Source organism: Paraburkholderia sp. J41 (genome assembly GCF_905220235.1).
In the GTDB taxonomy this organism is placed as follows: Bacteria; Pseudomonadota; Gammaproteobacteria; order Burkholderiales; family Burkholderiaceae; genus Paraburkholderia.
This window is the reverse complement of sequence record NZ_CAJMZE010000016.1, coordinates 1-21,993: the sequence shown is the minus strand read 5'-3', so window position 1 is coordinate 21,993 and position 21,993 is coordinate 1. Positions and strand designations below refer to the sequence as shown.

At 65.1% G+C, this 21,993-nt stretch carries 19 protein-coding genes; 6 read left to right on the top strand and 13 right to left on the bottom strand.

Annotated features, from left to right (window positions below):
• Positions 1-88 precede the first annotated feature (88 nt).
• The gene (locus tag U5805_RS17845; RefSeq protein WP_322104819.1) at positions 89-670 is read right to left on the bottom strand and encodes a flavodoxin family protein; all 582 of its coding nucleotides are present in this window, start codon (positions 668-670) and stop codon (positions 89-91) included.
• A gap of 151 nt (positions 671-821) precedes the next feature.
• Positions 822-1,406: a YbhB/YbcL family Raf kinase inhibitor-like protein gene (locus tag U5805_RS17840; RefSeq protein WP_322104818.1), complete on the bottom strand. Its 585-nt coding sequence runs from the start codon at positions 1,404-1,406 to the stop codon at positions 822-824.
• A 262-nt stretch (positions 1,407-1,668) separates the two neighbouring features.
• On the opposite strand from U5805_RS17840, the gene U5805_RS17835 reads away from it, so the two are divergent.
• Entirely contained in the window at positions 1,669-2,367 is a 699-nt protein-coding gene (locus U5805_RS17835) for a response regulator transcription factor (protein WP_322104817.1), read from the top strand.
• Between the two features lie 110 nt (positions 2,368-2,477).
• Here U5805_RS17835 and U5805_RS17830 read toward each other — a convergent pair whose 3' ends face one another.
• The gene (locus tag U5805_RS17830) at positions 2,478-3,164 is read right to left on the bottom strand and encodes an orotate phosphoribosyltransferase (protein ID WP_322104816.1); all 687 of its coding nucleotides are present in this window, start codon (positions 3,162-3,164) and stop codon (positions 2,478-2,480) included.
• A gap of 502 nt (positions 3,165-3,666) precedes the next feature.
• On the opposite strand from U5805_RS17830, the gene U5805_RS17825 reads away from it, so the two are divergent.
• Both U5805_RS17825 and U5805_RS17820 read left to right on the top strand, forming a co-directional pair.
• The gene (locus tag U5805_RS17825) at positions 3,667-4,911 is read left to right on the top strand and encodes an MFS transporter (RefSeq protein WP_322104815.1); all 1,245 of its coding nucleotides are present in this window, start codon (positions 3,667-3,669) and stop codon (positions 4,909-4,911) included.
• Between the two features lie 559 nt (positions 4,912-5,470).
• Complete coding sequence (locus tag U5805_RS17820) at positions 5,471-7,759, top strand: NADP-dependent malic enzyme (protein ID WP_322104814.1); 2,289 nt, start codon at positions 5,471-5,473, stop codon at positions 7,757-7,759.
• Between the two features lie 119 nt (positions 7,760-7,878).
• Here U5805_RS17820 and U5805_RS17815 read toward each other — a convergent pair whose 3' ends face one another.
• Positions 7,879-11,481 (bottom strand): indolepyruvate ferredoxin oxidoreductase family protein, encoded by a 3,603-nt coding sequence (locus U5805_RS17815; protein WP_322104813.1) that lies wholly within the window; start codon positions 11,479-11,481, stop codon positions 7,879-7,881.
• Positions 11,482-11,907: 426 nt separating this feature from the next.
• Here U5805_RS17815 and U5805_RS17810 point away from each other — a divergent pair, with 426 nt between their 5' ends.
• Positions 11,908-12,093 (top strand): hypothetical protein, encoded by a 186-nt coding sequence (locus U5805_RS17810; protein WP_322104812.1) that lies wholly within the window; start codon positions 11,908-11,910, stop codon positions 12,091-12,093.
• 159 nt (positions 12,094-12,252) lie between these two features.
• Here the strand turns inward: U5805_RS17810 and hppD are convergent, their stop codons facing one another.
• The gene (gene hppD / locus U5805_RS17805; protein WP_322104811.1) at positions 12,253-13,350 is read right to left on the bottom strand and encodes a 4-hydroxyphenylpyruvate dioxygenase; all 1,098 of its coding nucleotides are present in this window, start codon (positions 13,348-13,350) and stop codon (positions 12,253-12,255) included.
• Between the two features lie 144 nt (positions 13,351-13,494).
• Between hppD and U5805_RS17800 the strand changes: the two genes are divergently transcribed.
• Positions 13,495-13,989 carry an Lrp/AsnC family transcriptional regulator gene (locus tag U5805_RS17800; RefSeq protein ID WP_322104810.1) on the top strand — a complete coding sequence of 165 codons (495 nt, stop codon included), beginning with the start codon at positions 13,495-13,497 and terminating at the stop codon, positions 13,987-13,989.
• Positions 13,990-14,070: 81 nt separating this feature from the next.
• Here the strand turns inward: U5805_RS17800 and U5805_RS17795 are convergent, their stop codons facing one another.
• From U5805_RS17795 to paaA, 8 genes are all read right to left on the bottom strand, one after another.
• Positions 14,071-14,730, bottom strand: coding sequence for a GNAT family N-acetyltransferase (locus U5805_RS17795; protein ID WP_322104809.1), 660 nt, complete (start codon positions 14,728-14,730; stop codon positions 14,071-14,073).
• A 257-nt stretch (positions 14,731-14,987) separates the two neighbouring features.
• Complete coding sequence (locus U5805_RS17790) at positions 14,988-15,590, bottom strand: TetR/AcrR family transcriptional regulator (RefSeq protein WP_322104808.1); 603 nt, start codon at positions 15,588-15,590, stop codon at positions 14,988-14,990.
• A gap of 17 nt (positions 15,591-15,607) precedes the next feature.
• The gene (locus U5805_RS17785; RefSeq protein WP_322104807.1) at positions 15,608-16,423 is read right to left on the bottom strand and encodes a DUF1835 domain-containing protein; all 816 of its coding nucleotides are present in this window, start codon (positions 16,421-16,423) and stop codon (positions 15,608-15,610) included.
• A 238-nt stretch (positions 16,424-16,661) separates the two neighbouring features.
• Positions 16,662-17,750, bottom strand: coding sequence for a 1,2-phenylacetyl-CoA epoxidase subunit PaaE (paaE, locus tag U5805_RS17780; RefSeq protein ID WP_322104806.1), 1,089 nt, complete (start codon positions 17,748-17,750; stop codon positions 16,662-16,664).
• A gap of 1 nt (position 17,751) precedes the next feature.
• Entirely contained in the window at positions 17,752-18,327 is a 576-nt protein-coding gene (gene paaD / locus U5805_RS17775; RefSeq protein WP_415914626.1) for a 1,2-phenylacetyl-CoA epoxidase subunit PaaD, read from the bottom strand.
• Between the two features lie 37 nt (positions 18,328-18,364).
• On the bottom strand, positions 18,365-19,171 hold the full coding sequence (paaC, locus tag U5805_RS17770) for a 1,2-phenylacetyl-CoA epoxidase subunit PaaC (RefSeq protein WP_322104804.1): 807 nt from the start codon (positions 19,169-19,171) through the stop codon (positions 18,365-18,367).
• Positions 19,172-19,181: 10 nt separating this feature from the next.
• On the bottom strand, positions 19,182-19,466 hold the full coding sequence (gene paaB / locus U5805_RS17765) for a 1,2-phenylacetyl-CoA epoxidase subunit PaaB (protein WP_089439024.1): 285 nt from the start codon (positions 19,464-19,466) through the stop codon (positions 19,182-19,184).
• Positions 19,467-19,489: 23 nt separating this feature from the next.
• Positions 19,490-20,488 (bottom strand): 1,2-phenylacetyl-CoA epoxidase subunit PaaA, encoded by a 999-nt coding sequence (gene paaA, locus U5805_RS17760; RefSeq protein WP_322104803.1) that lies wholly within the window; start codon positions 20,486-20,488, stop codon positions 19,490-19,492.
• A gap of 214 nt (positions 20,489-20,702) precedes the next feature.
• On the opposite strand from paaA, the gene U5805_RS17755 reads away from it, so the two are divergent.
• Positions 20,703-21,962, top strand: a complete 1,260-nt coding sequence (locus tag U5805_RS17755) for an SGNH/GDSL hydrolase family protein (RefSeq protein WP_322104802.1) — start codon at positions 20,703-20,705, stop codon at positions 21,960-21,962.
• Positions 21,963-21,993: the final 31 nt, after the last annotated feature.

Here is a 21,993-nt window from a genome sequence, read left to right as displayed (position 1 = left end):
CACGCCGTCCGCGCCCCGCGTTGGTTTGGGCGGCACAGGCGCCAGGCAGCGGCCGTGCGTCCGGCGAGCCAGCGTCCGGCGTCAGGCGTCAGGCAGCGGCCGTGCGTCCGGCGAGCCAGCGTTCGGTGACGGCGGCCACCCGCACGCCGAACGCGCGCGCCGTTTCGTGGTCGCCGGGCAGCGGGCCTTCCTCGGGCGTGGCGTCGGCCGGCGACTGCGCGAGCAGCCCCGCGAAGCCGCCCACGAAGTTGATGTCGTTGCGCGTGGCGGCCTTGGTGTTCGCGGGCATCATGCCCGTGCCCGTCCAGATCATGCCGTGCTGCATCGCCAGCGTGACGAAATACTGGATCGTCGAGAATTTGTCGCCGTTCATGGTCGCCGAATTCGTGAAGCCCGCCGCGATCTTGTCTTTCCACTTTTGCGTGAACCACGCCTTCGAACTCGCATCGGCGAACGTCTTGAACTGCGCGGACGGCCCGCCCATGTACGTCGGCGCGCCGAACACGATGGCGTCGGCCGCGTCCAGCTCGGCCCAGCCCGCGTCGTCGATCCCGTCGACCGCGATCAGTTTCGCATCGGCGCCCGCGCCCGCCGCGCCCTCGAGCACGCTTTCCGCGAGTTTCTTCGTGTGGCCGTAGCCGCTGTGATAGGCAATGACGATTCGGGACATGGAGCACTCCGCAAAAAGGGATGTGGACGATGCGAACGGCGCTGCGAGCAGCGAGGCTTCATCTTAATCATTTCCGCGCAACGGCATGTGACGCAAGGCTGCACGCGAAGATCGCGGGCGCTTATTCCTCCCACGATATAATCCGCCGCGCCTAGCGGCTGTACGTCACCTGGAGCTGCGCGCGGCCAAGCACCGCGCCGCCGATCTCGCGATCGAACAGCGCGGCGGGACGGCCTTGCGCCAGCGCAAGCGTGTCGACGCGCAACGCGTAGACGGTGATCACGTAGCGATGCGGATTGCCCGGCGGCGGGCATGGGCCGCCGTAACCGTCCACGTCGAAGTCGCTGCGCGCCTCGACCGCGCCCAGCGCGCGCAACGCGCCCGAGGCGCTCGCGTTTTCGGGCAGACCGGTCAGATTCGCGGGCAGATTGGCGACGGCCCAGTGCCACCAGCCGCGGCCCGGCGCGTCGCGGTCGAAGATCGTCACGGCAAAGCTGCGCGTGCCCGCCGGCGCGTGACGCCACGACAGGGCGGGCGAGCGGTTCGCGCCGTTGCAGCCCGCCGCGTTGAACACTTGCCGCACGCCGACCTTGCCGCCGTCGGCAAAATCGCTGCTCGACACCGTGAAGGCTTCGCCCGCGCCGACCGGGACCGTCGATAAAGCAAGCGTGATTGCCAGCAAGGAAGCGAACGCGGCCCGCAAGCTCTGGATGTCTGAAAATTTGGGAGTGCGCATTAGTGATTTCTCTTACGTATTTGTGAAATTCGGACTACAAAGGTCCGAAGGAACGTTTTAATTTGTGCTTTCGGTCGAATTTGATTCAATATAGCGATATATAAGCGAAAGCTTTGCTTGAATGCGTTCAGAGCGAGCGGCGAATTGGGCTATAGTTGAGAGTTCTCCAGGTCGGGCGTTGGAGTTGTCGCGCGTCGGAAAGAGGTGAAATCGGGGTCGGCCGCGCGCCGGAGAAGTCAATATTTGCCTACATGGAGGGGTGATGCAGCAACCAATCAGGGTCGTAGTCGCCGACGATCATCCGGTGATCTTGTTTGGTGCTGAACACGCACTGCTCAATTTCCCCGGCATTCAGGTCGTCGGCCGTGCGCGCCAGTCCACCGAACTCGTGAAGGCGTTGCAGGCCGTGCCGTGCGACGTGCTAGTGACCGATCTCGCCATGCCAGGCGGCCAATACGGCGACGGGCTGCCGCTCATCGGCTATTTGCGGCGCAACTTTCCCGCCATTCCCATCGTAGTTCTGACCATGCTGGAGAACGCCGCGCTGCTCAAGCGCCTCGGCGAACTCGGCGTGATCGCCGTCGTCCACAAATCCGACGATTTGAGCCATATCGGACTCGCCGTGCAGCACGTGAGCCGCAACATCGAATACATGAGCCCGCAGGTGAAAGTCGCGCTCGATCAATTGCGCATCAATAGCGGCGGAAAAACCGATGAAGTGATTCTCTCGAAACGCGAGCTTGAAGTCGTGCGGCTCTTTGTTTCAGGGATGACGATTAAAGAAATATCCGAAAAACTCAATCGAAGCATTAAGACGATTAGTACGCAAAAAAATACTGCAATGCGCAAACTCGGACTCGATCGCGACTCCGAGCTTTTTCAGTATGCACAGAGCAACGGCTTGCTCAATCTCTCTTCGCATACGCCCGACGACGGCGAAGTCGAATCGCTGCCGCATTGACCGCGGCCGGCGCCGCGCATGCAAGCGTCAATACCCATGCAGGGCGCGACGCAATAAAAAAGGCCATCTGCCGAAAAGCAGATGGCCTTTTTGCCGATGCGGCGCCGCGCTTATTGCGGTGCGGCCGTCGCGCCGCCGTGCGCCGCCGACCATTCGGCCGGTGCGTGCAGGAATTTTTCCACTTCGTCGAGCGTCCTGGTTTCGAAATAGCCCGATTCCTTCGCGACGCGCAGCACGTCCCACCACGTTGCGAGTGCGTGCAGGTCCACGTCGATGTCCTTCAGGACCGAAACGCTTTCCTTGAAGATGTTGTAGTGGAACAGCACGAAGCAGTGGTTCACCTGCGCGCCCGCCGTGCGCAGCGCGTTGATGAAGTTGATCTTGCTGCGGCTGTCCGTGGTGAGGTCTTCCACGAGCAGCACGCGCTGGCCTTCGGTGAGCAGACCTTCGATCTGCGCGTTGCGGCCGAAACCCTTCGGCTTCTTGCGCACGTACTGCATCGGCACCATCAGGCGGTCGGAGAGCCACGCGGCGAACGGAATGCCCGCGGTTTCGCCGCCGGCAACGGCGTCGATCTGCTCGTAGCCGACGTCGCGCAGAATGGTCGCCTCCGCCATTTCCATGAGGCCGCGGCGCACGCGCGGATACGAGATCAGCTTGCGGCAGTCGATATAGACCGGGCTCGCCCAGCCGGAAGTGAAGATGAAGGGCTTTTCGGCATTGAAGTGTACGGCTTGCACTTCGAGCAGCATCTTGGCGGTCGTGTCCGAGATCGTCTGGCGATCGTAGCCTGTCATGGGCGAATCCTTGGGTATGAAAGCGGGAGGAGGGTGGGCGCGTGGCCCGGTGGCGCTGGCACGGCGGGCCGAAAGCCTGCTTCGGCGTGTTCCGCGATGCGCGGCCCGGGGCGCCGATCGCCCGACAACGTGTGTCAGAGCGACTCGCTCGGTCCAGGCGGCTTCTCTTGCGCGCGTAGGCCGGTATTTTACCTGACTTGACGGACGCCGACGAGTCGGCGGGACCACGGCGAGCGCCCGGCTCGCGTCCGTGCCGCGCCCGCGCCGCGCGCAAACCAGGCGCGATCGCGGGCGGCGCGGCCTCACGCAACCGCGCATCGTCCCGCATTTGTTTTCGCGGTTGTGACGGCTCGCGCGCGCCTTTACACTCACGCGCACCCAGGCGCGCCCGGTCGAGTTCGATTTAAAACGGCGTATTCGGTGCGCCGGTTCGCGCTCTGTGCGCTCTATTGCGCGCTTTTTGCCGATTTCGCGCTTTTTCCGCCTCCAGGACGTTTCCGCCATGACCGCCGTTCCCACGCCCGCTGCCTCCGACGCCCCGCGCGGCCACGCCTTGCGCGCGCTCGTCGCCTCGGTGCTCGGTTACGCGATGGACGGCTTCGATCTGCTGATGCTCGGCTTCATGCTGCCCGCGATCAGCGCCGATCTGCATTTGTCCGGCGCGCAGGCGGGCGGCCTCGTCACGTGGACGCTCGTGGGCGCCGTGGCGGGCGGCATCGTGTTCGGAACGTTGAGCGATCGCTACGGGCGCGTGCGCGTGCTGACCTGGACCATTCTGCTGTTCGCGGTGTTCACGGGGCTGTGCGCGCTCGCGCGCGGCTACGCCGATCTGCTCGTCTACCGGACCATCGCGGGCATTGGTCTGGGCGGCGAATTCGGCATCGGCATGGCGCTGGTCGCGGAGACCTGGCCGGCGCGCCTGCGCGCGCGGGCGTCGTCGTATGTCGGTTTGGGCTGGCAGCTCGGCGTGCTCGCGGCCGCCTTGCTCACGCCGGCGCTCTTGCCCGCGATCGGCTGGCGCGGCATGTTCGCGATCGGCTTGCTGCCCGCCGTCGTGTCGTTCGCGGTGCGCCGCCGCGTGCCCGAGCCGGAAATGTTCGTCGCACATCGCGAGCGCGTGGCGCGCGCCGCACGGCACGAGCAGCCGCGGGCGCTGCGCCTGCTCGTGGCCGATGCGCGCACGGCGCGCGCGAGTCTGGGCGTGGCCGTGCTGTGCTCGGTGCAGAATTTCGGCTACTACGGGCTCATGATCTGGCTGCCCGCGTATCTCTCCAGGTCGTTCGGCTATTCGCTCACGAAGTCGGGCCTCTGGACCGCCGCGACGGTCGCGGGCATGGCGCTCGGCATCTGGCTGTTCGGCATGGCCGCCGACCGCTTCGGCCGGCGCCCCGCGTTTCTGTTCTATCAGGCGGGCGCCGTGGCGATGGTGTTCGTCTACGCGCATCTGGCGACGCCGTTCGCGTTGCTGATCGGCGGCGCGCTCATGGGCGTGTTCGTCAACGGCATGATCGGCGGTTACGGCGCGCTCATCTCCGAGTTGTATCCCACGGCCGCGCGCGCGACCGCGCAGAACGTGCTGTTCAACATCGGGCGCGCCGTGGGCGGCTTCGGGCCGCTCGCCGTGGGCGCGCTGGCGGCGCGCTATTCGTTCGCGGCGGCGCTCGGCATGCTCGCGTCGATCTACGTGCTCGACATCCTCGCCACGCTTTTTCTGATTCCCGAGCGGCGCGGCGCCGCGCTCGACTGACGGCGTACACGTCGGCGCCGCGCGCCGGCGCCTTCGCGTTTTCCGCATTTTCCACGCTTGCCGCGACGCATCGCCACATGCGCATAGTACGGCGGCGCCGGCGTGGCCGCGCTGCCCTGCAACATCGTTCGGCGAGGCGTGCGAGAGTATCCACGCGCCGTGCGTTGCCGCGTTGCGCAACGTCGCGGTTCTTCGCGCATCGCGCCGGCTTCGCGTTTTTCCTCGTCCTTCCCATCGCGCTGACGCGCCGCATCATCGCCCGCGCAAATGCCGGCTATTGGGCTTTGACCGGGGTAATCGCGTCATGGGCGCGGTGTACACTAATCGCCCCGCCGGATCGCCGTAACCCGTTCGTAGCAGTGCTTAACAGCGTGTCATTGCGTCGTCGTGCCGTGTCGGCGCGATGCGTTTTTCGCGCTGCGCGGGTTCGCTGCCGCTCGTGCGTGCGCTTCCTCGCATGAGCGGGATCGCCGCCGTTTGCCTGGCGAGCGCGGTGCGAACCGTCGGCGTCATGACATAAAACACATTCTCTTTCTCTCACGTCCTGGCAGGCCCGAAAATGGATGAACAACTGAAGCAAAGCGCGCTCGCTTATCACCAGAATCCGAAGCCCGGCAAGATCTCGGTCACGCCGACCAAGCCGCTGTCGAACCAGCTCGATCTCTCGCTTGCGTATTCGCCGGGCGTGGCGGCCGCGTGCATGGCCATCTACGACGAGCCGCTCGACGCGCAGAAGTACACCTCGCGCGCGAACCTCGTCGGCGTCGTGACGAACGGCACGGCCGTTCTGGGTCTCGGCAACATCGGCCCGCTCGCGGCCAAGCCGGTCATGGAAGGCAAGGGCTGCCTCTTCAAGAAGTTCGCGGGCATCGACGTGTTCGACATCGAACTCGCCGAAACCGACCCGGACAAGCTCGTCGAAGCCATCGCGATGCTCGAGCCCACGCTCGGCGGCATCAACCTGGAGGACATCAAGGCGCCCGAGTGCTTCTACATCGAGAAGAAGCTGCGCGAGCGCATGAAGATTCCGGTTTTCCACGACGATCAGCACGGCACGGCCATCATCGCTTCGGCGGCGATTCTCAACGGCCTGAAAGTGGTCGGCAAGAAACTGGAGGAAGTGAAGCTCGTGTGTTCGGGCGCGGGCGCGGCGGCCATCGCGTGTCTCGATCTGCTCGTGAATCTCGGCCTGAAGAAAGCGAACGTGCTGGTCACGGACTCGAAGGGCGTGATCTACGAAGGGCGCGGCAATCTCGATCCGTCGAAGGAGCGCTACGCGGCCAACACGCAGGCGCGCACGCTCGGCGACGCCATCAAGGGCGCCGACGTGTTTCTAGGCTGCTCGAGCGCGGGCGTGCTCAAGCCCGAGATGGTCGTGGAGATGGGCGCGAAGCCGCTGATTCTCGCGCTCGCGAACCCGGAGCCGGAAATCCGCCCCGAAGAAGCGAAGAAGGTGCGCCCCGACGCGATCATCGCCACCGGCCGTTCGGACTACCCGAACCAGGTGAACAACGTGCTGTGCTTCCCGTTCATCTTCCGCGGCGCGCTGGACGTGGGCGCGACCACCATCACCGAAGAGATGAAGCTCGCGTGCGTGCGCGCGATTGCCGAACTCGCGGAGGAGACCGATCAGGGCGACGAAGTCGCGAAGGCGTATGAAGGCCATTCGCTCGAATTCGGCCCGGAATACCTGATTCCGAAGCCGTTCGATCCGCGTCTCATCATCAAGATCGCGCCGGCCGTGGCGCAAGCCGCGATGGATTCTGGCGTGGCCACGCGCCCGATCCAGGACATGGACGCGTACCGCGAGGAACTGGGCGCGACGGTCTACCGCACGGGCATGGTCATGCGCCCCGTGTTCGCGGCCGCGAAGTCGAGTCCGGCGCGCATCGTGTTCGCCGAAGGCGAGGACGAGCGCGTGCTGCGCGCCGCGCAATTCGTGCTCAACGAGAAGATCGCCCGGCCGATCATCGTCGGCCGTCCTTCGGTCGTGGAAATGCGCTTGCAGAAGATGGGCTCGAAGCTGCGCGCCGGCACCGACTTCGAGATCGTCGATCCCGAGGACGATCCGCGCTACCAGAAGTGCTGGCAGGCGTATCACGAACTCGGCGCGCGCCACGGCGTGACGCCCGAGGTCGCGAAGGCCGCGATGCGCAAGTTCAACACGCTGATCGGCGCGATTCTCGTGCATCTGGGCGACGCGGACGGCATGATCTGCGGCCTCGTGAACAGCTTCGACACGCACCTCAAGTACATCGAGCAGGTGATCGGCCTCGCGAATCACGCAGAAAACTTCGCGGCGATGAATCTGCTGATGCTGCCGGGCCGCAATCTGTTCATCTGCGATACCTACGTGAACGAAGTGCCGAGCGCCGAGCAACTCGCCGACATGACGATTCTCGCCGCGCGCGAGATCGAGAAGTTCGGCATTACGCCGAAGGTCGCGTTGCTTTCGTCGTCGAACTTCGGCAGCGTGCGTTCTTCGACGTCGCAGCGCATGCAGGCCGCGCGCGAGTTGATCGCGCAGCGCGCGCCGCAGCTCGAAGTGGACGGCGAAATGCACGGCGACGCCGCGCTTTCGGAACTGATCCGCAAGCAGTCGTTCCCCGGCACGACGCTTTCGGGCGAGGCGAACCTGCTCATCATGCCGAACGTGGAAGCGGCCAACATCGCGTACAACCTGCTGAAGACGATCGGCGGCGAAGGCGTGACGGTCGGCCCGTTCCTGCTGGGCGCGGCGAAGCCGGTACACATTCTCACGCCGGCCGCGACGGTGCGACGCATCATCAACATGACGGCCGTGGCCGCGGCCAACGCAACGGTGGCGAAGGCCGCGAACGCGAAGTAACGCGCGCCATTGCGCGTGGCGCTGCGTAAGCGCGCGCATTTTTCGCCCGGAAGAGCGGAGGAAAAAAGGGCGCTCCGTTCGACCGGAGCGCCCTTGATTCTTAGCGCGTCAGAAAAGCATCAAGCCGCGCGCTGCGCCGCGCCGTTTTCCGGCGAGCGCCATTTCGCGAGCAGCGCCGCCCACTTCGCGCGCGTGGCCTTGAGGTTGTTTTCCTTCACGTGGCCGTAGCCGCGAATCGCGTCGGGCAGGTTCGCGAGTTCGAGCGCGAGCGGCAGGTTCGCGTCGCTCAGGCCACCGATCACCTCGCGCATCAGCGCTTCGTATTCGCCGATGATCGCGCGTTCGTGGCGGCGTTCCTCGGTGCGGCCGAACGGATCGAGCGCCGTGCCGCGCAGGAACTTGAGCTTCGCGAGCACGCGCATCGCGCCGAGCATGCGCGGGCCGTACTGCTTCTTCACGAGCTTGCCGTTGTCGTCGTGCTTCGCGAACGAAGGCGGTGCGAGATGGAAGTTGAGCTTCCAGTCGCCTTCGAAGCTCGCCTTGATCTTCTCGACGAAGGCCGGGTCCGCGTAGAGGCGCGCGACTTCGTACTCGTCCTTGTACGCCATCAGTTTGTGCAGATTCTTCGCCACGGCTTCGGTGAGCGCCTGCTGGCCATCGGGGCGGTCGAGCTTCGCTTCGGCCGCGCGCACCGTGTCGACGAACGCGCGATAACGCCGCGCATACGCTTCGTTCTGATAGGCGGCGAGATACTGCGCGCGCTTTTCCACGAGCGTGTCGAGCGCCTTGGGCGTGTGCAGCGAGACGATCTTCGCGCCCGCCGCGTCGGCGTTCTGCTGCGGCAGCGGCTTCTTCGCGAGCTGGTCGACGGCTGCGCGATCGTGCGCCACGCGACGTCCCCACTCGAAGGCCGCGAGATTCTTCTCGACCTGCACCGCGTTCAATTCGATCGCGCGCGTGAGCGACTCGTGCGTAAGCGGCAACCAGCCCTTTTGCCACGCATAGCCGAGCACGAACGGATTCGTGTAGATGGCGTCGCCGAGCAGCGCGAGCGCGTAGCGATTGGCGTCGACGGTCGCGACGTTGTCGTTGCCGGCAGCCGCGCGCACGTCGGCTTCGGTGTTCGAGCCGGGGAATTGCCACTGCGGATTCTTGATGAATTCGGCCGTGGGCGTGGGCGCGCTGTTGAGCACGACGTGCGTGACGCCTTCCTGCATGCGCGAAACGCAATCGTCGCCGGCCGTGACGATGGCGTCGCAACCGATCACGAGATTCGCCTCGCCCATGGCGATGCGCGTGGCGTGGATGTCGTCGGGGCGCTGCGCGATCTGCACGTGGCTCATCACCGCGCCGCCTTTCTGCGCGAGGCCGGTCACGTCGAGCACCGTCACGCCCTTGGCTTCCAGATGCGCGGCCATGCCGAGCAGGGCGCCGATCGTCACCACGCCCGTGCCGCCCACGCCCGTGACAAGCACGCCGTACGGGCGCGCGATGGCGGGCACGTCGGGCGTGGGCACGACGGGCATCGCCTCGTCGGCCACGCTGCTGGGCCTGGGTTTGCGCAACTGGCCGCCTTCGACCGTGACGAAGCTCGGGCAAAAGCCCTTCACGCACGAGTAGTCCTTGTTGCAGGTGGACTGGTTGATCTGGCGTTTCGTGCCGTATTCGGTGTCGAGCGGCTCGACGGAGAGGCAATTCGACTGCACCGAGCAATCGCCGCAACCTTCGCACACGGCCTCGTTGATGACGACGCGCTTCGCCGGATCGGGGTATGCGCCGCGCTTGCGGCGGCGGCGCTTTTCCGTGGCGCAGGTCTGGTCGTAGATCAGGATCGTCGTGCCGGGAATCTCGCGCAGTTCGCGCTGCATCGCATCGAGCGTGTCGCGATAATGAATCGTCACGCCGGGCGCGAGCCGGGAAGCGGGCTCGCCTTCGTACTTCCCGGGCTCGTCGGTGACGATCACGATCTTCGCCGCGCCTTCGGAGGCGAGCTGATGCGTGATCTGCGGCACGGTCAGCACGCCGTCGACGGGCTGACCGCCCGTCATCGCCACGGCGTCGTTGTAGAGGATCTTGTAGGTGATGTTGGCCTTCGACGCGATCGCCGCGCGAATCGCGAGCAGGCCCGAGTGGAAGTAAGTGCCGTCGCCGAGATTGGCGAACACGTGCTTGTCGTTGGTGAACGGCGCCTGGCCGACCCACGCCACGCCTTCGCCGCCCATCTGGCTGAACGTGCTGGTGCCGCGATCCATCCACACGGTCATGTAGTGGCAGCCGATGCCGGCCATCGCGCGCGAGCCTTCGGGCACGTTCGTCGACGTGTTGTGCGGGCAGCCCGAGCAGAACCACGGCTTGCGCTCGGCCTGTACCCGCGGCCTGGCGAGCGCGCGCTCCTTCGCTTCGATCACGGCGACGCGCGCCGCGATGCGCGCGCGCACGTCGGACGGCATCTCGAACTTGTCGAGCCGCGTGGCGATCGCCTTGGCGATGATCGCGGGCGAAAGCTCGTAGTGCGCGGGCAGCAGCCAGTTGCCCATCGGCACCGACCATTCGCCGCCCGCGCCGTCCTTTTCGTCGAACTTGCCGTACACGCGCGGGCGCTGCGCGTCGGGCCAGTTGTACAACTCTTCCTTGATCGCGTATTCGAGAATCTGGCGCTTTTCTTCGACCACGAGAATTTCCTCGAGTCCGCGCGCGAATGCCTGCGCGCCTTGCGCCTCCAACGGCCATACGCAGCCGACCTTGTACAGGCGAATGCCGATGCGCGCGCAGGTTTCGTCGTCGAGGCCGAGGTCGGTGAGCGCCTGGCGCACGTCCAGATACGCCTTGCCGCCGGTCATGATGCCGAAGCGCGCGTGCGGCGAATCGATCTCGATGCGGTCGAGCTTGTTGGCGCGCACGTAGGCGAGCGCCGCGTACCACTTGTAGTCGAGCAGACGCGCTTCCTGCACGAGCGGCGGATCGGGCCAGCGGATGTTCAGGCCGCCCTCGGGCATCGCGAAATCTTCGGGCAGGATGATTTTCGTGCGATGCGGGTCGATCTCCACGGAAGCCGACGATTCCACCACGTCGGTCACGCATTTCATCGCGACCCACAGGCCGGAATAGCGGCTCATGGCCCAGCCGTGCAGGCCGAAGTCGAGATATTCCTGCACGTTCGACGGGAACAGCACCGGCAGGCCGCAGGCCTTGAAGATGTGTTCGGACTGATGCGCGAGCGTGGAGGATTTGGCCGCGTGGTCGTCGCCGGCGAGCACGAGCACGCCGCCATGCTGCGCGGAGCCGGCCGAGTTGCCGTGCTTGAACACGTCGCCGCAGCGATCGACGCCGGGGCCTTTGCCGTACCACATCGAAAATACGCCGTCGCATTTCGCCGACGGGTAGAGATTCACCTGCTGCGAGCCCCACACGGCGGTCGCGGCGAGGTCTTCGTTCACGCCGGGCTGAAACACGATGCCGTGACCGGCAAGATGCGTTTTGGCTTTCCAGAGCGACTGGTCGAGACCGCCGAGCGGCGAGCCGCGATAGCCGGAAATGAATCCCGCGGTATTGAGACCGGCGGCCTTGTCGCGTTCCTGTTGCAGCATGGGCAGACGCACCAGCGCCTGGATGCCGCTCATGTACGCGCGACCGCGTTCGAGGGTGTATTTGTCGTCGAGCGTGACGGAAGCGAGTGCGGCTTCGAGCGAAGCGCGCTGACCTGCGTCGAGCGGGGCATTCATTGTTTGTCTTCCTCCATCCAACCAATCCGTTGTGGGATCGCCAGAACTTCTGGGCATCGGCATCTTGTGGATGCTTCAACCGGGCTCGCCATCTTGGCGTCTTTTTTTTGATAGTAGCACTCGGACAAACCCGCCGCTGTCGCGCGCGGGCGGTCCGCAGGCCGTTCTACGGCTGGCGCAATGCAGCATTTCGTTGCATTTTTCAGGCCCGCGAAAAAATTCGCACGACCCAACATGACAGACGCAAGTCCTTGTGCAAGAAAGGATGTGAGTCAAATCTCACGGACGTAACAACGTGTAAATGTTGCACAGGCTGGTCCGCGCTCTTGAATATGCTGTCGAACTCCCTCACCTGTGGGAGCTGCTTTTGCCTCGCAAAAACGGGGTTTCAGCGCGACAGGCCAGTCTGAAAATAGGAGTACAAGCATGAATAATCGACATATCCAGACCTTCCTGACGGTCTCGGCGGCGTTTTTCGCGATGAGCGCGCCGCTGCCTTCGAACGCCCGCACGCAAAGCGGCGCGAAGGCGAACACGCCCTGCGTGCAATGCGTCACCAACGCTCCGGCCGAAACGAACGTCCTGCCCGCCGCAAAGGCGGCGCGGAACTAACGCCGGGCCGAAGCCAGCCTGAAATTCGCGATGCCGCGCTGATCCGCGCCGCATTCCACTCATTCGAATCCGTCGCCGGGTGTGCGGCGGCGGGTTCAAAAGACAAAAGGGCGAAGATCGCGCGATCTTCGCCCTTTTCATTTACGGTGCGTAACCGCGTCAGGCTTTGTCCTGCACCACGCCGCGGCGGATCTGGTCGAGTTCGATCGATTCGAACAGCGCCTTGAAGTTGCCTTCGCCGAACCCCTGGTTGCCCTTGCGCTGAATGATCTCGAAGAAGATCGGGCCGATCTGGTTCTCCGTGAAAATTTGCAGCAGCAAATCTTCGGGCAGGCCGTCGATCAGGATCTTGCGCTTCTTCAGTTCGTCGAGCGGTTCCGTGTGGCCGGGAATGCGACGGTTCACGAGTTCGTAATACGTGTCGATGGTGTCGAGCAGCGAGATGTTCGATGCGCGCAGGCCGTCCACCGTGCCGTAAATGTCGTTCGTTCCCAGCGCGATGTGCTGAATGCCTTCGCCGTGGTACGCGTCCAGATATTCCTGGATCTGGCCGGCCGTTTCGCCGCCTTCCTCGTTGATCGGAATGCGGATCTTGCCGCACGGCGAGGTCATGGCCTTCGACTTCACGCCCGTCACCTTGCCTTCGATGTCGAAATAGCGAATTTCGCGGAAATTGAACAGGCGCTCGTAGAACTCGGCCCATTCGGCCATGCGGCCGCGATGGACGTTGTGCGTGAGGTGATCGATATAGGTGAGGCCGTGGCCGGCCGGATTCTGCTCGGCGCCCTCGATCGGCACGAAATCGACGTCGTAAATGCTGATGTCGCCGATGCTGCCCGGCGCCGCGCCGTCCTTGCCGCGCCAGCGGTCGACGAAATAGATCAGCGAGTCGCCGATGCCCTTGATGGCCGGAATGTTCAGCTCCATCGGGCCGGTCTTGTTGTCGAAGCCCCATGCGCCCAGTTCCAGCGCGCGCCGGTAGGCTTGCGCGGCGTCCTGCACGCGAAACGCGATGGCGCAGATCGACGGGCCGTGCAGGCGCGCGAAGCGTTGCGCGAACGAATCCGGCTCGCCGTTGACGATGAAGTTGATCTCGCCCTGACGATAGAGCGTCACGTCCTTATGGCGATGGCGCGCGACGGCGGTGAAGCCCATGCGCTCGAACAGCTTGCCGAGCGCTTTCGGGTCCGGCGCGGTGTATTCGATGAACTCGAAGCCGTCGGTGCCGACGGGGTTGTCCCAGGTTGCGACCTGCATGTGCTGTCTCCCGATGCCATGTAGTTGGTGAGGTGTAGTCCGAGCAGTGTAGTCCGCGCGTTTGAGTGAAAACTTGCGAACTAATTCGCCGCACGGAAATTTGGCGCTATAAACTGCCGCCATCGAATTGGATTGCGGCAGAAAATGGCGAACATCGAATTGGACGCGATCGACAGGCGCATTCTGGCGATCCTTCAGGAGAATGGCCGGCTCTCAAACCAGGAGATCGCCGAGCGGGTGAATCTCTCGCCGAGCCCATGCTTGCGGCGCATCCGGCGGCTTGAGGAAAGCGGCGTGATTCGCGGTTATGTCGCGTTGCTCGACGCGCAAAAACTCGGCCTCGATCTGCTCGCGTACGTGAACGTGCGGCTGGAAAAGCGCGGGCCGACGGCGGCGGGCCGCGAGGGCGTCACGCATGCCGAACTTTTTCGCGCGGCCGTGCAGACCTGGCCCGAAGTGGTGGGCTGCCACGCGATGACGGGCGACATGGATTTCCTGCTGCGCGTGCAGGTGGAAGACATGGCGCATTTTTCGCGCTTCGTGCAGGATCAGTTGCTGCACCATCCTTCGGTGATCGACGTGAAATCGAGTTTTTCGCTCGATACGTTCAAGGAAACGACCGCATTGCCGATTCGTTGAGCGCGAGACGCGCAACGCCGCGCGCAGACGCAAAAAAAGCGGCCGGGGCCGCTTTTTTCATGGCGAGGGAAACCGCGCGATTCAGGCCGCGACTGCTTGGGGCAGGATGGTTTCGATCAGCTTGCTCGCGTTGCGCGCCTGGCGCTTGAGCGCATAGTCGAACACGGCGGCTTGCTCCTGGAGCATTTCCGCAATGATGCTGCTCTGGTCGGCCGGTTCGAGCGAGAGATACGCGTCGGCTTCGCCGTAGGCGTATTCGATCTTCATGCCCGACTTCTTCGCGATATGCATCATCGTGCTGTTGCGCGAGAGGCAGTGCATGTAAAGCTGGGTGACGTGCGTGTTGCGGCTGCGGATGGCGGCGCGCTCGAAGAGTTTGGAGCCGATGCCTTGGCCGCGTGCGCTTTCGAGCACGGACACGCCGAATTCGGCGGTGCGGCCGTTGCCGTCAGCCGGCAGATACGCAAGATGGCCGACGCCCACGAGTTGCAACTGATGGTCGAACACGCCGAACACGGTGTCGCGCGTGAAGTCCATCGAGCGCACGTAGTTTTCGATCACGTGATCGGGCGCGGCCTGGCCGAAGCGCAGCAGGCGGTCGTCGGCGTCCAGCGTGAGAAAGTGCGCGACGAGGCGTTCGCGGTCGGCGGAAGTGAGGACGCGCACCATGACCGGACCGGCCGTCAGCGGACGAACGGGCGATACGATCGGCTCGTTGCCTTGGGTCGAAATCGGGTTCATGGATGGGTTCTCCTGGAATGCGCGCAAGCATGATGCGCCGCAAAAACGCATTCTAGCGAAAACCCTGGGTGCGATCTAGGGAAAACCCGGATAGGCGACTTGAGTGTTGCGTCTAGTTAATGAACGCGACGCGCTCAAGCTCTTGATTTTTAGGGAATATTCTGAGCGCATAGGTTGATGCGTCAACTGTTGCCGTGATACGTCATGTCGCATCGCAGCAATACTGGCCCCAAAAACCGCCGGATTCGGCCGCGCGCTCAGCGGTTTTGCAAACCGTGATCCACCACGGCGATCACCTGTTCGGCGAAGTCGCGGTATCCCATGCGGCCGCCCGGTTTGAGCCACGTAAACGTCCAGTTGATCATGCCGAACACCATCATCGTGAGCGCGGTCTGGTTTTCGCTGGTCACGCGGCCGGGGTACGCGCGCGCGAGCTGGCGCGTGAACGCGGCCACCACGTCGCGCTGGCGGTTCAGCACGATTTCGCGCTGGGTATCGACGAGATATTTGACGTCGTTGAGCAGCGCCACGTGGCGGCTGTGCGAGGTTTCGTATTCGATCAGGAACGCGCGGATCAGCTCCGCGAAGCTCTCGCGCTCGTCGAGGCCGCGCCGCTGGCTCGCGCCTTCGACTTCGGCGATGATCAGCATCAGCCGCTTGGTGTAGCGGTCGAGCAGATCGAAGAGGATGGCTTCCTTGCTCTCGTAGTAGTGATAGAGCCGCGCCTTGGACGTGCCGCTCGCGGCCGCGAGATCGGACATCGACGTGCTCGGGTAGCTGCTTTGCGCGAATTTGGCGGCGGCGAGTTCGAGGATCTGGTCGCGTTGGGTTTCGTGGTCGGGTGCGCGGGTGCGTGCCATGTCGGGGGTGGGCGGAATCAGCGGGATAGGGACAGGTGCGCGGCCGTGTGCGGCACGGCGTTGCGCGCCGATCGCGCTTCGGCGGTGCGCGGCGCGCAGGACGCGCACAGGTCGTCGCGCAGGCGCAAGGCATCGGCGGCGGCAAGCTCGCGCAGGCGCCAGCGCACCACGGGGTCCGCCACGGTGAAACCGGCGCCCGCGTGCGTGAGCGCCGTGCCGAGCGCGTCGCGCGTGAGCCACGGCGCGTCGGCGGGGCGCCTCGCGTGCGCGCTTTCCAGCGTGTCGAGAATCAGCGTGTCCAGATCGGCCCACGTGCCGCTCGTGAAGGTGTTGTCGCGCCAGCGGCGCGTCTCGCCGTTGGCGAACTTCGCTTCCTGCCATTCGAGCGCGAGACGCGTGATGCGCAACACCGAGATGGGCGCGGCGTCGGGCAGGCGCTGCGCGAGGCGCGCGGCCGTGAGTTCGTCGGCGCCGAGGCGCACTTCGTTCAGCCGTTGCGGCGCGTTGCGCAGGCGATAGCAGATGCGCCGCAGCGTGAGTTGATCGGCGGCGTCGTGCGTGTGCCAGATCACGACGTTGGCGTCGTCGGCCGCGAGCGCGTCGAGCGCGTTGCAGTCGGTTTGCGCGAGCGTTTCGGGCATGCCGCCCAGGTGTTCCCAGAATTCGGCGCGCTGCGCCACGGCCGGATCGCCGGTTTCGTCGATGTCGCGCAGCGGCCCGACCGTGAGATCGTCGGCGAGCGCGATCACGCGTTCGCCGCGCGCCGCGCTTTCGACGGCTTGCTGGAGCGCGGCCGCAGCGGCCTTGCCGTGAATGAGATGGATCGTGGTCATCGACAACTCGTTGCACCCGCAAGGAGCGCGTGAGGTCCGGAAGAGAAAAAGCGCCAGAACGCGCGCGAACAAAAGGGGCCGCTCGCGCCGGGCAGCGTTGCGCTGCACCACCCGCGAGCGGCCCCTAGTGTAAGCGGATCGCTTGAGGGCCGAAAGCGTGCTGTTGCTCTAGCGCTGCTTTCGGCACCTGTTTCACCGCTACTTTCACCGCCGCTTTCGCTATCCGCCTTCGCTGCCTTTATCGCTCGTCGAAGCTGACCACCACGCGCTCGCTCAGCGGGTGGCACTGGCAAGTCAGCACGAAGCCGTCTTTCACCTCCTGCTCCTCCAGCGTGTAGTTCTTGTCCATTTTCACCTCGCCTTCGAGCACCTTCGCGCGGCAAGTGCAGCACACGCCGCCCTTGCACGCATACGGCAACGCGAGGCCCGCTTTCAGGCCGACGTCCAGCAGGCTCACGCCTTCGTAGGGCAAACGCAGCTTGCGCTTCTTGCCGTCGATCACGATCTCCAGATCGGCGGCGGGCGTGTTTCCGGTGATCTCGACGGGCGGCACGCCCGCTTGCGGCAGCGGCGAGCCGAAACGCTCCACATGCACGTTTTGCGTGGGCACGCCCGCGGCCTTCAGCGCGGCTTCGGCGGCGTCCATCATCGGGCCCGGGCCGCAAATGAAGGCTTCGTCGATTTCCCCGGCCGGCAGCAGCGAGTCGATGAACGCCGCGCACTTCTCCTGATCGAGCACGCCGTTGAACAGCTCCACGTCCTGCAAGTCGTCGGAAAGCACGTGATAGAGCCGGAAGCGGTTCATGAAGCGGTTCTTCAGGTCTTCCAGCTCCTCGGCGAACATGATGGCGTCGACGCTGCGGTTGCCGTAGACGAGCGTGAACGCGCTGCGCGGCTCGGTTTCGAGCGTCGTCTTGATGATGGCGAGCACCGGCGTGATGCCCGAGCCGCCCGAAAACGCCACGTAGTGCTTGCCGTGATCGGCGTTCAGATGCGTGAAAAAGCGGCCGTCGGGCGTCATCACGTCGATTTCGTGGCCCGGCGCGAGCTGGTCGAACGCGAAATTCGAGAAGCGCCCGCCGCGCACGCGCTTGATGCCGATACGCAGCTCGCCGTCGCGGTCGTAGTCGGTCAAGCCCACGCAGATCGAGTACGAGCGGCGCGTTTCCTCGCCGTCGATATGCGTCTTGAGCGTGACGAATTGCCCTTGCGTGAAGCGGTAGGCGTCGCGCAGCTCGGGCGGCACCTCGAAAGCGACGGACACGGCGTCCGCGGTTTCGGGCCGCACTTCGCGGATGCGCAGCGAGTGGAATTGCGGAGTGGCCATATCAATAGGGTTTGAAGTAGTCGAAGGGTTCGCGGCAGTCGATGCAACGGTAAAGCGCCTTGCACGCGGTCGAGCCGAACTGCGCGAGGCGTTCGGTGTGCTTCGAGCCGCAGCGCGGGCACACCGGCGCGGGCAGTTTCGGCATGAACGTGACGGTCTTTTCGCCGGCGGTATGCGCCCCGCCGCCGCAATCGCCCGTGGGCGGAGCGATGCCGTAGGCGCGCAGCTTTTCGCGCGCCGCGGCGGTGATCCAGTCGGTGGTCCACGCGGGCGTCAAGGTCGTGGCGATGCGGTACGGCCCGAGCCGCGCGACGTCGAGCGCGTGCGCCACGTCCTCGGCGATCTGCGACATCGCCGGGCAACCCGAATAGGTGGGCGTGATGACCACTTCGAGCTGGCCGTCGGCGGCGCGTCGCACGTCGCGCAGGATGCCCAGTTCGCGAATGGAGACGACCGGAATTTCCGGGTCCGGCACGGCTTCGAGCGCGGCCCAGGCCTTGTCGAGCGCGGGATCGACGCTTTGATCGACGCTGTGATCGACGCTGTGATCGACGGAATTGGCGGCAGTCGCTGGCATCGTCATGTCCTTACGTGAGCGGCGTGAAGCAAGGCGCCTACCAGCGCGCGCCCGGATGCTGGCGCGCGAGGCTTTGCATTTCGGCGAGCACGAAACCCATGTGCTCCGAATGCTCGCCGAACTTGCCGGTCGTGACGTGCTTCACCGGCGTGGGCGCCGCGAGCGTCGCTTCCGCGAGCGCGGCTTCGACGTCGTCGCGCCACGCGGCTTCGAGCTGCGCGGTGAGCGGCGCGATGCCCGCTTCGGCCACGGCCGCTTCCACTGCGTCGGTGCTGAAGAACTCGCGCGTGTACGGCATCAGCCAGTCGAGCGCGGCCTGCGCGCGGCGGTGCGATTCGTCGGTGCCGTCGCCGAAACGCACGAGCCATTCGCGCGCGTGATGCACGTGGTAGCGCGTTTCCTTGATCGAGCGTTCGGCGATGGCGGCCAGTTGCGGGTCGGCGGAACGCAGCAGCGCGGTCCACAGATGCGCCATCAACGACGCATAGAGGAAGTTGCGGGCGATCGTCACGGCGTAGTCGTTGGCCGAATGCGTCGTTCCGGCGAGTGGGCCGAAATGCGGCAGCTCGACGAGCGTGTAGTTGGCGAACTCGCGTTCGGCGCGGAAATAGGCGTAGTCGTCCTCGGTGCGCTCGCGGCCGGTGAGCGCGTGCTCGAGCGTCGCGGCGTGCGTGTAGAGCAGGCGCGCCTGACCGATCAGGTCGAGGCTCATGTTGGCGAGCGCGATGTCTTCTTCGAGAATCGGGCCGTGGCCGCACCATTCCGTGTTGCGCTGACCGAGGATCAGCGCCGTATCGGCGAGGCGCAGCACGTACGCGAGATGTTCGGGCGTGGGCGTCGTCATGTTGGCGCTCTTACATGTGGTTGACTTCGTCGGGCAGCGTGTAGAACGTCGGATGGCGATAAATCTTGTCGCCGGCCGGCTCGAACAGCTCGGCCTTCTCGTTCGGATCGGACGCCGTGATTGCCGCGGACGGCACCACCCAGATGCTCACGCCTTCCTGGCGGCGCGTGTAGACGTCGCGCGCCATGCGCAGCGCCATGGAGGCGTCGGCGGCATGCAGGCTGCCGCAATGCTTGTGATCGAGCCCTTGCTTGCTGCGCACGAACACTTCCCAGATCGGCCATTCCTTGTTCATTCCGGATCTCCTTGCTTCGGTGGTCAGGCCGCGTGCTTTTCGGCGCGCTGACGTTGTTTTTCGGCGTGGGCGAGAGCGGCTTCGCGCACCCACGCGCCTTCGTTGTGCGCCTTCACGCGCGTGCCGAGACGTTCGCGGTTGCACGGGCCGTCGCCGTTGACGACGCGCCAGAACTCTTCCCAGTCGATCGCGCCGTAGTCGTAATGGCCGCGCACGTCGTTCCATTCGAGGTCCGCGTCGGGCAGCGTGACGCCGAGCACCTTGGCCTGCTCGACGGTGGCATCGACGAACTTCTGGCGCAGATCGTCGTTCGAAATGCGCTTGATGCCCCATTTCGCCGATTGATTGCTGTGTACGGAGTCGGCGTCGCTCGGGCCGAACATCATCAGCACCGGCCACCACCAGCGGTTCACGGCCTGCTGCACGAGTTCGCGCTGCGCGTCGGTGCCCTGCATCATCGCGAGCAACGCGTCGAAACCCTGGCGCTGATGAAACGATTCTTCCTTGCAGATGCGGATCATCGCGCGCGCATACGGGCCGTAGGTGCAGCGGCACAGCGGAATCTGGTTCATGATCGCGGCGCCGTCGACGAGCCAGCCGATCACGCCCACGTCCGCCCACGTGGGCGTCGGGTAATTGAAGATGCTCGAATATTTGGCCTTGCCCGCGTGCAGCGCGTCGATCAACTGGTCGCGCGACACGCCGAGCGTTTCCGCCGCGCTATAGAGATAGAGGCCGTGGCCCGCTTCGTCCTGCACCTTGGCGAGCAGGATCGCCTTGCGCTTGAGGCTGGGCGCGCGCGAAATCCAGTTGCCTTCGGGGAGCATGCCGACCACTTCCGAATGCGCGTGCTGCGAAATCTGGCGCACGAGCGTCTTGCGGTAGGCGTCGGGCATCCAGTCTTGCGGCTCGATCTTGCCGTCGGCGGCCATCACGGCGTCGAACTGCGCTTGCTCGGGCGAGGCGGCGGCCGCGTCGAGCGGCGCGACGTTGCCCGGAATGTCGAGGGATTGCGTGTACATGGAGACGCTCTCGTCGTGGGTGAATTCGATATGTCGTGCAGTATAAACCAACCGACCGGTCGGTAAATGAATATTTTGAGGTAGCGCAAAAAGGGTTCGGACGATGCGGGATTAGCGGGCGCCGCGGCGCTTTTGGAAGCTGTCAGGCCGATGCAAGGCCGCGGGCGCGGCTATCGGGCACAATGCGCCTTTGCCTGCGCGCACGGGTTCTCGAATGAAGACTGGTTTTGCTCCTGTTATTGCTCCGCTCGTGGCGGCTTTGGCCGCCTGGGGCGCTTTGCCCGCTCACGCGGAGTCGCCGTCCGGCACATGGGTGACGAGCTGGGCTACGACGCTCCAGCAGATTCCGCAGCGCGATTCGCTGCCTGCGCTGTATCGCGCGCCGAACGTCGCCGGGCGCACGGTCCGGCAGATCGTCTATCCGACGCTCGGCGGCACGGTCGCGCGCGTGCATGTGAGCAATCTCTACGGGCGCACGCCGCTGGTGATCGAGGCGATGGCGATGGCGTCCTCGGCGGGCGGCGCCGCGGCGAACGAAGGCGACACCGCGAAGGTGACATTCGGCGGACGCGCTTCGGTTTCGGTGCCGCCGGGCGGCGCGCTGGACAGCGATCCGGTGCGCATTGACGTGAAGGCCGGCAAACCGTACGCGATCAGCACCTACATGGGCGCCGAGCAGACGATGGCGGCGTGGCATCGCGTGGCGAACCAGGTCAATTACGTGTCGCGGCCGGGCAATCACACGAGCGATCCGTCGATCGGCGCGTTCGTCGAGCGCTTCACGCAGTACGCCTGGGTGACGGGGCTGGCGGTCGAGGCGCCGGGCGCATCGGCGGTGGCCGCGATCGGCGATTCCATCACCGACGGCATGCGTTCGTCGCTCAATCAGAACCGGCGCTGGCCGGACGCACTGGCGCGGCGGCTCGCGCAGTCGCAGCGGGCCGATACGGCGGTGATCGATCTCGGCATCAGCGGCAACCGGCTGCTCAGCGATTCGCCGTGTTACGGCGAGGCGCTCGAGAAGCGGTTCGCGCGCGACGCGCTGGGGCATGCGGGCGTGCGGACCGTGGTGATGCTAATCGGCATCAACGACATCAATTTTCAGGCGATGCCGGCGCGTTCCGGCCTCGATTGCGATTTCCCGCATACGCATGTGGATGCGAACGATCTGATCGCGGGCTACCGACGTGTGATCGCCGAGGCGCATGCGCGCGGCGTGCGGATTGTCGGCGCGACGCTTACGCCGGCGTCGCTGCCGGCGGATCGCGAAGCGATCCGCGCGGCGGTGAATCGGTGGATTCGCACGGGCGGCGCGTTCGACGGCGTGGTGGACTTCGACGCGGCGTTGCGCGATCCCGCCGATCCGGTGCGCCTACGCGCCATGTACGACAGCGGCGATCACATTCATCCGAGCGACCTGGGCTACGCGACGATGGCTAACGCGGTGCCGCTGGCCGATTTGCGGGCGAAATAAATCTCTCGCGCCCCCCTTGCGCGGCGGCGTT